General features: G+C 69.7%; 11 protein-coding genes. 7 read left to right on the top strand and 4 right to left on the bottom strand.

Annotated features, from left to right (window positions below; translation table 11 throughout):
• Nucleotides 1-130 precede the first annotated feature (130 nt).
• A complete protein-coding gene (locus AC0VYD_RS24960) occupies nucleotides 131-604 on the bottom strand; it encodes a hypothetical protein (protein ID WP_475477753.1) in 474 nt (157 codons plus the stop codon).
• Between the two features lie 662 nt (nucleotides 605-1266).
• Between AC0VYD_RS24960 and AC0VYD_RS24955 the strand changes: the two genes are divergently transcribed.
• From AC0VYD_RS24955 to AC0VYD_RS24930, 6 genes are all read left to right on the top strand, one after another.
• The gene (locus AC0VYD_RS24955; RefSeq protein ID WP_475477752.1) at nucleotides 1267-2958 is read left to right on the top strand and encodes an ABC transporter family substrate-binding protein; all 1692 of its coding nucleotides are present in this window, start codon (nucleotides 1267-1269) and stop codon (nucleotides 2956-2958) included.
• A 213-nt stretch (nucleotides 2959-3171) separates the two neighbouring features.
• Entirely contained in the window at nucleotides 3172-4182 is a 1011-nt protein-coding gene (locus tag AC0VYD_RS24950) for an ABC transporter permease (RefSeq protein WP_475477751.1), read from the top strand.
• The gene (locus tag AC0VYD_RS24945) at nucleotides 4175-5101 is read left to right on the top strand and encodes an ABC transporter permease (protein WP_475477750.1); all 927 of its coding nucleotides are present in this window, start codon (nucleotides 4175-4177) and stop codon (nucleotides 5099-5101) included. The genes AC0VYD_RS24950 and AC0VYD_RS24945 overlap by 8 nt, the downstream gene beginning before the upstream one ends.
• Nucleotides 5102-5103: 2 nt before the next feature.
• Nucleotides 5104-7302, top strand: a complete 2199-nt coding sequence (locus tag AC0VYD_RS24940) for an ABC transporter ATP-binding protein (RefSeq protein ID WP_475477749.1) — start codon at nucleotides 5104-5106, stop codon at nucleotides 7300-7302.
• A 162-nt stretch (nucleotides 7303-7464) separates the two neighbouring features.
• Nucleotides 7465-9123: a D-alanyl-D-alanine carboxypeptidase/D-alanyl-D-alanine endopeptidase gene (dacB, locus tag AC0VYD_RS24935; RefSeq protein ID WP_475477748.1), complete on the top strand. Its 1659-nt coding sequence runs from the start codon at nucleotides 7465-7467 to the stop codon at nucleotides 9121-9123.
• Nucleotides 9124-9345: 222 nt separating this feature from the next.
• The gene (locus tag AC0VYD_RS24930; protein ID WP_475477747.1) at nucleotides 9346-11367 is read left to right on the top strand and encodes an ABC1 kinase family protein; all 2022 of its coding nucleotides are present in this window, start codon (nucleotides 9346-9348) and stop codon (nucleotides 11365-11367) included.
• A 20-nt stretch (nucleotides 11368-11387) separates the two neighbouring features.
• On the opposite strand, the gene AC0VYD_RS24925 is transcribed toward AC0VYD_RS24930, so the two are convergent.
• Nucleotides 11388-11885 (bottom strand): TetR/AcrR family transcriptional regulator, encoded by a 498-nt coding sequence (locus tag AC0VYD_RS24925; RefSeq protein ID WP_475480365.1) that lies wholly within the window; start codon nucleotides 11883-11885, stop codon nucleotides 11388-11390.
• A gap of 128 nt (nucleotides 11886-12013) precedes the next feature.
• Nucleotides 12014-12337 carry a DMT family transporter gene (locus AC0VYD_RS24920; protein ID WP_475477746.1) on the bottom strand — a complete coding sequence of 108 codons (324 nt, stop codon included), beginning with the start codon at nucleotides 12335-12337 and terminating at the stop codon, nucleotides 12014-12016.
• A gap of 317 nt (nucleotides 12338-12654) precedes the next feature.
• Between AC0VYD_RS24920 and AC0VYD_RS24915 the strand changes: the two genes are divergently transcribed.
• Nucleotides 12655-13962 carry a L,D-transpeptidase gene (locus AC0VYD_RS24915; protein ID WP_475477745.1) on the top strand — a complete coding sequence of 436 codons (1308 nt, stop codon included), beginning with the start codon at nucleotides 12655-12657 and terminating at the stop codon, nucleotides 13960-13962.
• Between the two features lie 99 nt (nucleotides 13963-14061).
• Here AC0VYD_RS24915 and AC0VYD_RS24910 read toward each other — a convergent pair whose 3' ends face one another.
• Entirely contained in the window at nucleotides 14062-14745 is a 684-nt protein-coding gene (locus AC0VYD_RS24910; RefSeq protein WP_475477744.1) for a TetR/AcrR family transcriptional regulator, read from the bottom strand.
• Nucleotides 14746-14762: the final 17 nt, after the last annotated feature.

The following is a 14762-nucleotide window of genomic DNA, read 5'->3' as shown; positions in this document are numbered from 1 at the left end:
GCGATTAGTCCGATGTGTTCACAGTTGGGGCCGAGCCGACGGGCAGGGGTGCGCAGACGCTCGGGTTTCCGGGGCGGCGCGGCGGGCCCCGGGGCCGAAGGGGCGCGGGCTCAGCCGGAGGGGACCGTGCTCAGGAGGTCAGGGAGCGCTTGCGGGGCGGAATCCCGGCCATGGCCATGAACGACTCCACCTTGGCGGGGTTGGTCATCCCGGTCAGCGGCAGGTGGGTGCGCGAGGTCCGGCGGCTCTTCAGCGAGGGGAAGCGCTTGGGGCGACCCGCGCGGTCGCACAGGCCCAGGGAACGGATGCGTCCGGGGAGCACGTGGTAGGAGCCGATCTCGTTGAAGGGGATCCGCACGACGTAGTCCCCGCGCTCGTAACGGAACTCCTCGTCGGAGACCTCCAGGACCGGCGCCTTGATCAGGTGGCCGTGCACCGCGCTGACGGCGCCGAGGAGGGCGAGGATGAGGCCGAGCACGATGTTCGCCCAGTGTCCGGGGCCGAGGGCCACGGCCCCGGCCCCCAGGGCCACGAGAGCGTAACCGCCCGACAGTTCCACGTACTTGCGGCCTACGGGGCAGACCAGGCGGACCGGTTCGGACACGGCGGATGCCTCTCTCGCTGGGCGGGGCGTTGAGGTTGACGGAGGGCGTCACAGCGAACCCTATCCGCTCCGCGGGCGCGAGGACCTCCGTTTCGGTCAGCTCGTGTGTGGGGTTCAGGACATGCCCTGGTCGGATTCCTGCCTTCTGTCGCTTTTTATGTTCAATGACCGGATCGTCCTATGAATGGGCGTTGGCATTGTCGGCTGGGTTCAGCGGGATGGAAGCCATCTTTTGTTACATGAGTGTTGCATGATGCTCTGTTTGTAGGGTTTTGTCTGCTTCTCTCTCGGTAGTCGCACGCTTCGGGGTAGTAGTTAAACGTCGTTTACCTTTGTGTGGCGCTGGATGGCGGCTCGATTAATCCGCAATGCTTTTCTTCCTTGTCCGAATCCCGGTGGGTTGCCGCTCTCAAGTGCCATCTGTCTGACCTGCGTTGATGTCAGGTTTCCCGGTTGTTTCGGGCGCATGGGGAGTTCGCGCCGCCGCGGCCCGGGCATGGGCGCGAACCGGTTGCGGATGGGTCACGAATTCGGCATTGGGGCTATACAGACATTTCGCTTAATGGTCTTCTGAGCGACTAATCGCCTAAGTTCGGCGGGATGTGCCTGGCAAGCGCGAGACCCGCGCGGACGGCCCGTATTAGTGATCAAGGGTGTGACTGATGGACAAGCGTAGGAAATGGCTGGGCGCCGTGGGACTCGGTGTCTCCGCCTCCCTGGTGCTCGGAGCCTGTTCGCCCCCCGGCGGTGACGGGGACGGCTCGGACGACGGGAACTCGGTGACGTGGATCGTCAACCAGCCCGGCAACGGCTGGAACCACAACACACCGGAGGGCGGCTCGGTCTACGTCATCCAGTTCCTCCACGACGTCCTGCCGTACACCGGTTACTGGGGTCCGGACTCGGAGTGGTACTGGAACGAGGACCTGATCGTCAACGAGCCCGAGCTCCTCAGCGAGGACCCGATGTCCTGGGAGCTGGAGATCCACCCGGACGCGGCGTGGAGCGACGGCGAGCCGATCGACGCCGACGACTTCATCTGGGCCTGGAAGATGAACAGCGGCGACGAGGACCTGTGCGCGGAGAACTGCAACTCGCGCGGCACCACCCTGGAGTCCAAGTTCGAGAGCGTCGAGGGCTCCGACGACGGCAAGACCGTCACGATCACCATGAAGGAGGGCGAGCTGTTCCCCGAGTGGTTCGTCTTCGGTGAGGACGGCCTGTACCCCTCGCACCTGGTCGCGGACCAGTTCGACCTGGACACCCCCGAGGGCATGCTCGAGTCCTCGAACTGGTTCAACGAGAACCAGCCCACCGTCTCCGGCAGCCGCTACGTGATGGAGGAGGGCGCCGAGGTCGACGGTCGGATCATCAAGACCCGCAACGAGGAGTACTGGGGAGACAAGCCCGAGATCGAGGAGATCATCCTCCAGGTCAACACCGAGGAGGGCAGCTGGGTCCCCGCCCTGCAGAACGGCGAGGTGCAGGGCGCCTCTCCGGCCACCTGGTCCGACGACGTGATCAACCAGCTCGACGGTATCGAGGGCGTCGAGTACGGCGTCAACCCCGGCGCCAGCTGGGAGCACATGGACGTCAACATGGAGCACGAGTGGCTCTCCGACGAGGCCCTGCGGCACGCGATCTTCACCGCGCTCGACGTCGAGAACATCGCCACCCGTACCTACGGTGACAACTTCCCGGACATCACCCCCCGGACCAACCACGTCTTCTCCGAGAGCAACCCCTTCCACGAGGACGTCATCACCGAGCTGGGCCACGGCTCCGGCGACATCGACGCCGCCGTCGAGATCCTCGAGGACGCCGGCTACGAGCTCGACGGCGACAGCCTGACCCTGGACGGGGAGGCCGTCCCGCCGATCCGGATCGGCTACACGGCCGGCCACGTCGCCCGCGAGATCATCGCCGAGCTCGCCCAGGCCGACCTGGCCGAGATCGGCATCAGCCTGGAGATCGACACCACCAACGACCTCGGCGGCACCCTGTCCGAGGGCGACTTCGACATCATGCTCTACGGCTGGAGCACCACGCCGGACTTCGCGAGCTCCCCCGAGCAGTACTGGCACAGCGAGAGCGGCAGCAACTTCGGTCACCTCGACGTGGAGGAGATCGACGAGGTGGCCGTCAACGCGCAGAACACGAGCACCCCCGAGGAGGCCGCCGAGCACGCCAACGAGGCCGCCCGCCTCGTGGCCGAGGAGGCCTACGTGCTGCCCCTGGTGGACACCCCGACGTTCTACTTCGTGGACACCAACTACGTGGGCAACGTCGAGGACAACAACGCCCAGTCGCGCCGTGCCCTGTGGAACCAGCACGAGTGGACCGCGGTCAACTAGCGGTTTTCCCGGACCACTCCACTCCCGCCCGAGGGCAGAGCGGTCCGGTCCCGTCCCGGCGCGCGTAGGCCCGCCTGCGGGCGCCGGGGCCGTGACCGGACGCACCCGGCACCCGGAACACCACCGGGCCGGGGACCGGACCGGGCCGCGCGGGTACCCCCCAACCGCGCGGCCCGCCCTCACGCGGCGGGAGCGCTAACGAAGGACCTTTCCATGCTCGTATACACCGCGCGTCGCATCGCAGTGGCGATCCCAACGCTTGTGGCGGCGTCGGTTCTCGTGTTCCTGATGGTGGACATCATCGGCGACCCGCTGGCGGACCTGAGGGCGATGCAGCCCGCGCCGGATCCGGCCACGATCGCCGCGGCGGAGGAACGGCTCTACCTGGACCGGTCGATCCCGGAGCGGTACTGGCTGTGGCTCACCGGCCTCGGAGGAAACGGTGACATCGGGATCCTCCAGGGGCAGTTCGGCCCCTCGGTACGGGGCGGCAACTACGTCATCGGGGCAGAGCTCTGGGCCGGCCTCTACGTCTCCGTCCGCCTGGTGTCGGCCGCCGTCCTGCTGGCCCTCGGGCTGGCGATCATCTCCGGCGTCATCAGCGCGATGCGGCAGTACTCCAAGCTCGACTACACGCTGACCTTCGTCGGTTTCCTCGCCCTGGCCATGCCCACCTTCTGGCTGGGCGCCCTGATCCGAGAGGGCGGCCTCTGGGTCAACCGGGCCACCGAATCGACGTTCTTCTACACCATCGGCGCCAACTCGGCCCGGGTGGACAACATGACCGGCTGGCAGTACTTCCTGGACTCCTCCGGCCACCTGATCCTCCCGACGCTGACACTGATGCTCACCAGTTACGCCTCCTGGAGCAGGTACCAGCGCACCTCCATGCTGGAGGTGCTCAACAGCGACTACGTGCGCCTGGCCCGCTCCAAGGGGGTGCGCTACCGGACGGTGGTGCGCAGGCACGCCCTCCGGACCGCCCTCATCCCGCTGGTGTCGGTCACCACGGTCGCGGTCGCGGGGATCATCGACGGGGTCGTGATCATCGAGACCGTCTTCCAGTGGCGCGGCCTCGGCTACTTCTTCATCGAGGCGCTCACCCACAAGGACTCCTTCGCGATCATGGCCTGGCTCATGCTCAGCGGTTTCTTCGTGATCATCTGCACCCTCATCGCCGACCTGCTGTACGGCGTTCTCGACCCGAGGATCCGTTATGAGTGACATCAAGAGCGACGTTTCGAACGGCGCTGGCTCGGCCGGGGAGAGCGTCGACAAGGGCCAGCAACTCACCCAGTTGCAACTGGTCTGGCGGCGCTTCCGGCGCCACCGGGCCGCGATGGTCAGCCTGGTCGTGCTGGTCGCGCTCATCCTGTTCGCCTTCGCCCTCCCGCTGGTGTGGCCCTACGACCACGGTGTGTACCGGGAGATCGCCGGAAACCAGTCACCGAGCTGGCAGCATCCCTTCGGCACCACCAACCAGGGCCAGGACGTGTTCGCGCAGACCATGCGCGGAGCCCAGCAGTCCCTCAAGGTCGCGCTCACCGTGTCGGTGATGGCGACCGTGTTCGGGGCCCTGTGGGGCGCGATCGCGGGCTACCACCGCGGCCGCATCGACGCGGCCATGATGCGGGTCACCGAGATCTTCCTGATCATCCCGCTGCTGGTCGCCGTGGCCGCCCTCGGCGGCAACCTCACCGGCGGCACCACCTGGTACGCGGTCGCGCTCATCATCGGCCTGTTCTCCTGGGCCAGCATCGCCCGCCTGGTACGCGGAAGCGTGCTCTCCCTGCGCGAGCAGGAGTACATCGAGGCGGCCAGGGCCTCCGGGGCGTCGGCCTCCTGGATCATCCTCCGCCACCTGCTGCCCAACGCGGCCGGGCCGATCATCGTCGCGGCCACCCTGCTGATCGCGATCGCTGTACAGGTCGAGGCGGCGCTGTCCTTCCTGGGCTTCGGCATCCAGCCCCCGGACATCTCACTGGGGAAGATGGTCGAGGGCGCCCGGACGGCGGTGTTCACCCGGCCGTGGCTGTTCTACCCGCCGGGCCTGATCATCGTGGCGATCTGCCTGGCGATCAACTTCATCGGTGACGGGCTGCGGGACGCGCTCGACCCGCGACAGACGATCTCGCGGCGGTGAGCATGACAGAGCACGAAGCTGGGGGCGCGCACGTGAAGAACCACAACCACGAGGACGTCGTCCTGGACGTCGACGACCTCAACGTCACCTTCTCCTCGGAGGACGGCCCCCTGCACGCGGTGCGCGGGGTCAGCTACCAGGTGCGCCGGGGCGAGGCCCTGGGCATCGTCGGTGAGTCCGGCTCGGGCAAGTCGGTGACCTCGATGGCGATCATGGGGCTGCTGCCCAGGACCGCGAAGGTCACCGGGTCGGCCCGGGTCCTGGGCCAGGAGGTCATCGGGCTCAACGACGCACAGTTCAGCAAGGTGCGGGGACAGAGGATCGCGATGATCTTCCAGGACCCGCTCACCTCGCTGAACCCCGTCCACACCATCGGTGCGCAGATCTCCGAGGCGATCCTGACCCACCGGAAGGTGAGCAGGGCCCAGGCCCGCGAGAAGTCCGTCCACCTGCTCGACAAGGTCGGGATCCCCAACCCGGAGCAGCGGGTGGACCAGTACCCGCACGAGCTGTCCGGCGGTATGCGCCAGCGCGTGGTGATCGCCATCGCGATGGCCAACGAACCCGACGTGATCATCGCCGACGAACCCACCACCGCGCTGGACGTCACCGTCCAGGCACAGGTGCTGGAGGCGTTGGAGGCGGCCCGGCAGGAGACCGGTGCCGCTCTGGTGCTGATCACCCACGACCTGGGCGTCGTCGCGGGTCACGTGGACCGGGTGGCCGTGATGTACGCGGGCCGCCTGGTGGAGACCGGGACGGTGGAGGACGTCTTCTACCGGCCGCGGATGCCCTACGCGCTGGGACTGCTGGGTTCGCTGCCCCGTCTGGACGGGGACCGCGACCACCGGCTCACTCCCATCACGGGGGCGCCGCCGTCGCTCCTCAACCTTCCGGTGGGGTGCACGTTCGCCCCGCGGTGTCCGATGGCGCGGGACGTCTGCCGCGCCGAGGACCCCGAACTGCTGGAGGCCGCCGTCGCGGAGGGGGAGCGGAACGAGGACCCGGTGAGCCGGCACCGGGCCGCCTGCCACTTCAGCGAGGACCTGGTCTCGGCCACGCCCGAGGACCTCTTCGGCTCCGAAGCCGGGAAGACCGGTGTGCCGGAGGAACCGCCCGGGGACGCTCCCGCCCCGGAGGCAGGCCCGGGGCCGGAAGAGGCGGAGGACCGGGAATCGGAAACGGAGGGCCGTGAGGTCCTCCTGCGGGCGGACGAACTCGTCAAACACTTCCCGATCCTCTCCAAGGGCATCCTCAAGCGCAGGATCGGTGAGGTGCAGGCGGTCTCCGGGGTCTCCCTTGAGCTCAGGGAGCACGAGACCCTCGCGCTCGTGGGCGAGTCCGGCTGCGGGAAGTCGACCACGGCACGTCTGCTGCTGAACCTGATCAGGCTGACCTCGGGCGAGGTCCACTACATGGGTCAGCCGATCCAGGACCTGTCGGACAAGCAGATGCGGCCGCTGCGCCGGGACCTGCAGCTGGTGTTCCAGGACCCGTTCGCCTCCCTGGACCCCCGCATGACGGTGTCGGACATCATCGCCGAACCGCTGCGGATCCACCGCGAGGGGAACGGCTCCGCGAAGCGGCGGGTCAGGGAACTCCTGGAACTCGTGGGGCTCAACCCGGAGCACGGTTCGCGCTACCCGCACGAGTTCTCGGGCGGTCAGCGCCAGCGGATCGGCGTGGCCAGGGCCCTGTCGCTCAAACCCAAGGTGCTGATCCTGGACGAACCGGTGTCGGCCCTGGACGTGTCCATCCAGGCGGGTGTGATCAACCTGCTGGAGGACCTCCAGGACGAGCTCGGCCTGTCGTACCTGTTCGTCTCGCACGACCTGTCGGTGGTCAGGCACATCGCCGACCGGGTGGCCGTGATGTACCTCGGGAAGATCGTGGAGACGGCCACGACGGAGCAGTTGTTCCGGGCGCCCGCGCACCCGTACACGCAGGCGCTGATCTCGGCGATCCCGCTGCCGGACCCGGCCAAGGAGCGGACCCGGGAGCGGATCACCGTCACCGGTGACATCCCCAGCCCGGCCGACCCGCCGTCGGGCTGCCGGTTCCGGACCCGCTGCCCGAAGTTCGCCGACGGGCTTTCGGACGCCGAGCGCACCCTGTGCGTGGAACAGCCGCCGGAGCTGCTGGACCGGGGCGCCGGGCACGAGGACGCCTGCCACTACTCGCAGGTGGTCGAGCTCTTCTGAGTCCGGGCACGGGGCGGGCCGGGGTTCTCCCGGCCCGCCCCTTCGCGTGCGACCGCCCGGGGCCGTGCGCGAACCACCGGTCACGGTATGGCGCCGCGGGGGCACCTTCGGTTATTTTCTCCTGGCGTGCTCCCGATCGGCTGACCCCGGAGGAGATTGCCCATGACCCCCACGACCCCCCGCGGACAGCAGCCGCGGCGCGGACCCGGACGACGGGCCGCCGCGGCCCTCGTCACCGCCCCGCTGGTCTGGCTCGTTCCGGCCGTCGCCGAGCCAGCGGCGGCCGCCACGGTGGCCCCTGCTGTCACGGTGGCCCCGGCCGACCCCCGCCAGACCGACCCCTACCAGGCCGAGCGCGCCGACGGGCTGCGCGCGGACATCGACGCGATCCTGGCGGACCCGGTGCTGGAGGGCGCGACCTCCGGGGTGGTGGTGACCGACTCCGGCACCGGAGAGGTGCTCTACTCGGACGAGGCCGACACCCGGCTGCTGCCCGCCTCCAACATGAAGCCCTTCACGACGGCCGCCGCACTCCGGGTGCTGGGGGCCGACCACACCTTCGGTACCGAGGCCGTGGTGGAGCGCCGCCCGGGCCGGGGTGACGTCGACGAGCTCTACCTGGTCGGCGGCGGCGACCCGGCACTCGACGGCGATGATCTGGACGCCATGGCCGCCGACGTGGCCGCCTCCGGCGTCACCTCGGTCGGCGACCTGTACGCCGACGACTCCTGGTTCGACGACGAGCGGCTCGTGGACGACTGGTGGCCCGAGGACGAGCCCTACGCCTACTCGGCGCAGATCTCGGCTCTCACCGTTGCCCACGGCGACCGCCACGACACCGGGGTGACGGAGGTGACCGTGACCGCGACCGGGGAGGGCGAGCCCGTGAGCGTGGACCCGGGGGCCGCCGCCGGTTACGTCGAGCTCGACAACCGGGCCGTCACCGGGGCTGCCGGGGGAGAGGACACCCTGGTGGTCGACCGTCCGGTGGGCACCAACACCATCGAGGTCACCGGCTCGCTGCCCGCGGACGCCGGCCCGCGGGTGGTGCTGCGCACCGTGGACGAGCCCGCCGGGCTGGCCGGGCACCTGTTCGCGCAGGCGCTGGAGGAACACGGCGTGACCGTCAGCGGTGAGGTCGCGCGGGCCGAGGTGCCGGGTGAGTGGCACCGTCCGAGGGTGGTCGCCGAGCACACGTCCCCGCCCCTGGCCGAGCTCGTGGTCCCGTTGACGAAGTTCAGCAACAACGGCCACGCCGAGATGCTGGTCAAGAGCATCGGCCGGGAGGTCTCCGGGGAGGGGTCGTGGGACGCGGGCCTGGCCGCCCAGGAGGCCGCGCTCCGGGATCTGGGCGTGGACACCTCCGATCTGGTCCTGACCGACGGCTCGGGACTGTCCCGGGGCAACCGGGTCACCGCCGACACCGTCGTCGACCTGCTCGCCCGCGCTCAGGAGGCCCCCTGGTACGAGGTCTGGCACCACTCGCTGCCGGTGGCCGGAGACAGCGACCCGTTCGTCGGCGGCACCCTGGCCCGGCGGATGGGCGGCACCCCCGCGGCGGGGGCCGTCCGGGCCAAGACCGGCACCATGACCGGGGTGAGCGCGCTCTCGGGCTACGTGCGGGGCCCCGGCGGCGAGCTGTACTTCAGCGTGGTCAACAACGGCCACTCCGGTTACGCGCCCACCCGGGTGCAGGACGCGATCGCGGTCCGGTTGGCCGAGTACCTGGGCAACCGGGTCCCCGAGCAGGCGGCGCTCTCCCGGCACGGGGCAGTGGCGGGCGGCGGTGAACTGGAGTGTTCCTGGGAGCTGACCTGCTGACCTGCTGATCCGGGGGGCGGGGAGCCGCGCTCCCACGGGTCCCGGTGTGTCGCGGGACGGCCGCGTGTCCGGGTGCGGACGCGCGGCCGAGGTCTGTCCACAGGCTGTGGGTGACGGCTGTCGTCCACGGCCCGGAGCTGGCACTGTTGTTCCTGTCCTCCCGCGCCCTCCGTCGCCCCTCCGCTCCCCGCCTGCTCGGGGGGCGGTCCCAGAAGGATGTTCATGGAAACGCTGACCCTCACCTCGGTGTTCGGCATGGTCCTCGGCCAGGTCCTGTCACTGGTCGTGCTGATCCTGGTCCTGTTGGGGCTGGGCAAACTCGCCAGCCGGCTCATGGACGTGCCGTTCAACCTGCCGAGGCTGGCGCTGGCGGCGCTGTTCGGGGCCCCGACTGGGGCGGTGGGCGCGGTCCTGGCCTACTACGGCACCTTCGACGCGCTCAACTCCGCCGACACGGCCGAGATGGACCAACCGGGGTTCATGGCGCTCATGCTCTTCGCCATGGCGGTGGGCGCGATGCTCGCCTTCGTCGCCCTGGAACTGCTCCTGCCTCGGGGCACCCGGTTCCGGCCGGTCGCCGTGGTCCGTGAGGCCAGGGGCTGGTTCGGCCGGTTGGGCCGCTACCGGCGGATCCTGTGGATCCTGGCCCGGCACGGGCTGGGCGGCTACGTCGTCGGCCGTCGGGAGGGGGTGGAGGACACGTCGGCCCAACGCCGCCTGGCCCGCTCCCTGGTCCGCTCCATGGAGGAGGCCGGGGTGGTGTTCGTGAAGCTCGGGCAGGTGCTGGCCACCCGTCGCGACCTGCTGCCGCCGGTGTTCGTGGAGGAGCTGGGACGCCTGCACAGCGAGGTGGCACGGGTCCCCTACGAACGGATCCGCGACTGCGTGGAGGGCGAACTGGGCCGTGGGGCGGGCGAGGTCTTCGCCGAGTTCGGCCCCGAGCCCCTGGCCGCCGCCTCCATCGCCCAGGCCCACCTGGCCCGCCTGCACGGCGGGGAGGAGGTCGTGGTCAAGGTGCAGCGGCCCGGGATCGCCCCGGTGGTCCGGCGCGACCTCGACATCATCCGCAGGCTCGCCAGGCGCTTCGAGGAGCACACCGACTGGGGGCCCGCGATCGGGGTGCTCGAACTGGCGGAGGGGTTCGCCGAGGCGCTGCTGGAGGAGCTGGACTTCAAGGTGGAGGCGGCCAACATCGCCGCCGTCGCCGACGCGGCCAGCGGTTCGCAGGTGCGCATCCCCCAGGTGTACGAGGCCTACACCAGCCGTCGCGTCCTGGTCATGGAGCGCCTGTACGGAACCCAGGTGAGCGGGCACGGGCTGTCCGCGGAGGAGGGGGAGCAGGTCGCCCGGACCCTCCTGGACTGCCTGCTCGAACAGGTGCTGTCCAGCGGAATCTTCCACGCCGACCCCCACCCGGGCAACATCCTGCTGCTCGACGGGGGCGGCGTGGGGTTGTTGGACTACGGGTCGGTGGGCCGGCTGGACGCCCACACCCGGGAGGCCCTGCAGATGATGCTGCTGGCCATCGACCGGGGTGACGCGGTCCTGCTCACCGACACCCTGCTCGACGTGGTCGACGACCCGGGGGAGATCGACGCCGAGCGGCTGCGCCGGTCGCTCGGCCAGTTCATGGCGCGCTACCTGCACAGCGGCACCACGGCCAGCATGCGGATGTTCACCGAGCTGCTGATGCTGGTCACCCGGTTCGGGCTGGTCCTGCCCGCCGAGCTGGCGGCGGTCTTCCGGGCACTGGCCACCCTGGAGGGGACCCTGGTGCACCTCTCGCCCGGGTTCGACACGGTGGCCGAGGCCAAACGGTACGCCGGGGCGCGGATGTCCGAACAGCTGGGCAGCGGCAACCTGAGGGAGATGGCCTCGGCGGAGTTGATCGCCCTGCTGCCCACGCTGCGTCGCCTGCCGCGCCGACTGGACCGGATCACCGACCAACTGCACAAGGGCCGTTTCACCGTGCAGGTCCGGATGTTCGCCCACCCCGAGGACAGAAGGCTTCTGCGCTCGGTGGTGCGGCGCGCGGTCATGACCGTGCTGGCGGTGGTCACCGGGTTCATGTCGGTGGGGCTGTTCAACGTCACGGAACGGACCGGGGTGGCCTGGCCCGACCTGCCCACCCACACCCAGGCGCTCAACCTGCTGGCCTGGCTGCTGCTGGCGACCACGGCGATGTTCGTGCTGCGCCTGCTGGTGGACATGGTCCGGGACGGCGGGGACCGCCCGCGTCGGTGACCCGGTCCGGACCGGGGAGGTCAGCGGGTGGGGCGCTCGCGGTCGATGAGGCGGCGCAGGGCCCGGTGGACCTCTTCGGCGCTGGGCGGCGGGTCCATGGTGCAGCAGCGCAGGAAGTAGCCGTCCGAGGCCGCGGCGACCCCGGCCCGGGCGGCGGGGTCGGGGAGGTAGGGCGTGAGGAAGGCGTCCACGGCGGCGGACCAGCGTTCGGTCTGCGAGCGCAGTGAGGGCCGTCGGGCCGAGATGAGGAACAGTTCCATCTCGGCCAGGGCGTGTGCCCGGTCGGCCACCGCCCCCTCCGCGATGAGGGCGGCGAAGCCGCGCAGCGCCTCGTCCGGGTCCTCGGGCAGGGCGTCGACGAGGGCGACGTAGGCATCGTTGACTCTGGTGAGGGCGTCGACGAGGAGGTCGTCGACGGTCGCGTAGTAGTAGGTGACCGTACTGGGCGGGACCTTTGCCTCGGCGGCCACCCGGCGCTGGCTGACGGCGGTGACCCCGTCCCTTTCGATGACGCGCATGGTGGCGTCCAGGAGTAGTCGCCGCCGCTGCTCGCCCTTGCGCCGACGGCCGTCGCTGATGTTCTCCGGGGCCTCGCCCGGCCGGATGCTGCTCACGCTGCCCCATCCTGCCGGACGGCCGTCACCGGTCAGTGCTGACCACCCGTCTCCAGGGCCATGACCCCGGCGATGACCAGAGCGATGCCGCCCACCTGGACCCAGGTCAGGGACTCCCCGAGGAAGAGGGCGCCGATGGCGGCGAGCAGTGCGATCCCGATCGCTGCCCACACCCCGTATGCCACTCCGAGCGGCATGCCCCGGACGAGGGCCTGGGAGAGCATGAAGAAGGCCCCGGCGTAACCGGCGACGACGAACACCGAGGGCAGGAGCCTGGTGAAGCCCTCGGAGAACTTCAGGGAGGTGGTGGCGAGCACCTCCAGGGCGATCGCCCCGGCCAGCCAGATCCACGCCATGTCACGTCTCCTCGCCCGTTGAAACCTGAGCAAATGAACAGCTTTTTCTCCGCATGAAACCTGATCAACTGAACAAGATTCTATGTCAGGCATGATGGCAGGGCAAGCACCGGACTTTCGGGCGTCCGGAAATCCGTCCCCTGGTGGATCGGGTGCGTACCCCCGAGGTGTATCCTCGGCGGTTCCGGGCACGGCGGTTGCGCCCCAGATAACCGCTCCGTACCGATGCGCGGAAGTTCAGAACCTTTTCCCGTATGCCAGCGTCCAACCGGTGGCAGGGTAAGACGGGTTCGAGTTTCATCTATGGAGGTCCAGACGTGACGGGCAAGACCCACTCGGCGGTGACGCGTCGGTTCGGTATCGGGCTGGTGGCGCTCGCGCTCGTCGCCACGGCCTGTACGTCCGGTGACGCCGAGACGCAGAGCAGTGCTGACCCCGCCGGGACGGAAGCGGAAGCGGCCGAACTGAGCATCACACCGGAGACCGGCGGCGAGGAGATCGCCCCGAACACCCCCATCCGGGTCAGCGCCGAGCACGGATCCATCACCGACGTCCAGGTCGACCAGACCGTGGTCACCGAGGCCGCTGCAGGGGGAGAGGGCGAGGGCGACGACGGCGACCTCTACGCCATGACCGGCACCCTCAACGAGGACGGCAGTGAGTGGATCAGCGACTGGAACCTGCGCCCCGGCGCGGAGGTCGTCGTGACCGCGACCGCCGAGAACGAGGCCGGTGAGGAGACCGAGTTCACCACCGAGTTCACCACCCTCGACGCGGTCCCCGGCCAGCGCCTCGAACTCGTCTCCAACTTCCCCAGCTCCGGTGACACCGTCGGCGTCGGTATGCCCGTGGTGATCAACTTCGACCTGCCCGTCACCAACAAGGCGCAGGTCGAGAACTCCATGAACGTCGTCGCCGAACAGGAGACCGCCGGCGCCTGGAACTGGATCACCGACCAGATGGCGGTGTTCCGGCCGGAGGAGTACTGGGAGCCGTACCAGAACGTCACCGTCAACCTGAACCTGGCCGGCGTCGAGGCGTCCGAGGGCGTCTACGGCGTGACCAACTACCAGATCGACTTCGAGATCGGCCGTGAGCTCATCGCGACCATGCACGTGCCCGACCACGAGATGGTCATCGAGGTCGACGGTGAGCAGGAACGCGTCATCGAGGTGAGCAACGGCGCGGCCAACCGCCGCTTCGACACCACCAGCACCGGTACGCACGTCCTGATGGAGCGCTACGAGCAGCTGACCATGGACTCCGCGACCGTGGGCATCCCCGAGGACGACCCGGGCTCCTACCTGGTGGACGTGCAGTACGCGGTGCGCACCTCCAACAGCGGCGAGTTCGTGCACGAGGCGTCCTACAACACCAACATCGGTTCGGCCAACACCTCCAACGGCTGCACCAACCTGCGGATGGACGACGCCAGGTGGTTCTTCGAGAACACCCTGATGGGCGACATCCTGGACACCACCGGAACCGACCGCGAGTTCGAGTTCGACAACGGCTGGGGTTACTGGCAGAAGTCCTGGGACGAGTGGCTCGAGGGCAGCGAGACCGGCGAGCCGCAGATGACCACCGACGGCACGCCCGGCTCCGTGCACGGCGAGGACCTGTGACACACGGCTGACGGCGGGCCCGGAGGCCGACGGACCCGAGGGGCGTCACGGTGCGCGAGCACCGCGGCGCCCCTTCCGCGTACCCGGGCCCGGTGGTCCCTAGGACCCGGCGCCCCCGGAGGCGTCCTCCGCGGCGGGCGGGCTCTTCAGCCCGGCCACGACGGCGTCCACGACCAGAGCGGTGACGGCGGCCATGTCCACGGCCTCCGGATCCAGCAACCACTGCACCTGGAGGCCGTCCATGGTGGCCAGGACCGCCGAGGCCGCGGACCGGGCGGGGGAGTGGCCGCTCGGCCCCGGGGCGCTGGCCGCCTCCCGGTGCTCGGGGCCGATCCGGTCCAGGACCGCCTCCTCGACCTCCTGCCGCAGCACCGTGTAGCGCTCGCGGAACCACTCCTGTGCGGGGTGCCCGGCGGTGGCGCTCTCGGCTGAGAGCACGGCGTACAACTGCGTGGTTCCCGGACGCTCGGCGTTGCGTTCGGCGGTGGTGACCAGGTGGTCGAGCATGCCGCTGCCCGAGGGCGCGGGGTCGTTGCTGTCACGCAGCTCCAGCACCGCGGTGAGCAGGTCGGTCTTGGAGCCGAAATGGTGCAGGACGCCCGCCGGGGTGATGCCGAGCATCGCGGCGATGTCGGCCAGCGAGGTGTTGTTGAAGCCCTGGGCCGCGAACGCGTCGGCCGCGGTGCGCAGGATCTGCTCGCGCCGGTTCACCCGTCTGCGCGGGGCGCGTTCGGGGGGCCGCCCCCCGGGGGAGCCGGTCCTCGCGGGGGGCGTCTCACTCATTCCTGCTCTCCACTTCC

The organism is Nocardiopsis sp. iso_40 (assembly GCF_056173285.1).
Note: the sequence above shows the minus strand (reverse complement) of the source record. Positions and strands in the feature narration are given on the sequence as shown.

What these genes read in the sequence shown, in the direction of transcription:
- AC0VYD_RS24945 (WP_475477750.1), top strand. Translation starts at nt 4,175, where the DNA reads ATGAGTGACATCAAGAGCGACGTTTCGAACGGCGCTGGCTCGGCCGGG.
- dacB (WP_475477748.1), top strand. Translation starts at nt 7,465, where the DNA reads ATGACCCCCACGACCCCCCGCGGACAGCAGCCGCGGCGCGGACCCGGA.
- AC0VYD_RS24920 (WP_475477746.1), bottom strand. Translation starts at nt 12,337, where the DNA reads ATGGCGTGGATCTGGCTGGCCGGGGCGATCGCCCTGGAGGTGCTCGCC.
- AC0VYD_RS24925 (WP_475480365.1), bottom strand. Translation starts at nt 11,885, where the DNA reads ATGCGCGTCATCGAAAGGGACGGGGTCACCGCCGTCAGCCAGCGCCGG.
- AC0VYD_RS24955 (WP_475477752.1), top strand. Translation starts at nt 1,267, where the DNA reads ATGGACAAGCGTAGGAAATGGCTGGGCGCCGTGGGACTCGGTGTCTCC.
- AC0VYD_RS24940 (WP_475477749.1), top strand. Translation starts at nt 5,104, where the DNA reads ATGACAGAGCACGAAGCTGGGGGCGCGCACGTGAAGAACCACAACCAC.
- AC0VYD_RS24910 (WP_475477744.1), bottom strand. Translation starts at nt 14,745, where the DNA reads ATGAGTGAGACGCCCCCCGCGAGGACCGGCTCCCCCGGGGGGCGGCCC.
- AC0VYD_RS24930 (WP_475477747.1), top strand. Translation starts at nt 9,346, where the DNA reads ATGGAAACGCTGACCCTCACCTCGGTGTTCGGCATGGTCCTCGGCCAG.
- AC0VYD_RS24950 (WP_475477751.1), top strand. Translation starts at nt 3,172, where the DNA reads ATGCTCGTATACACCGCGCGTCGCATCGCAGTGGCGATCCCAACGCTT.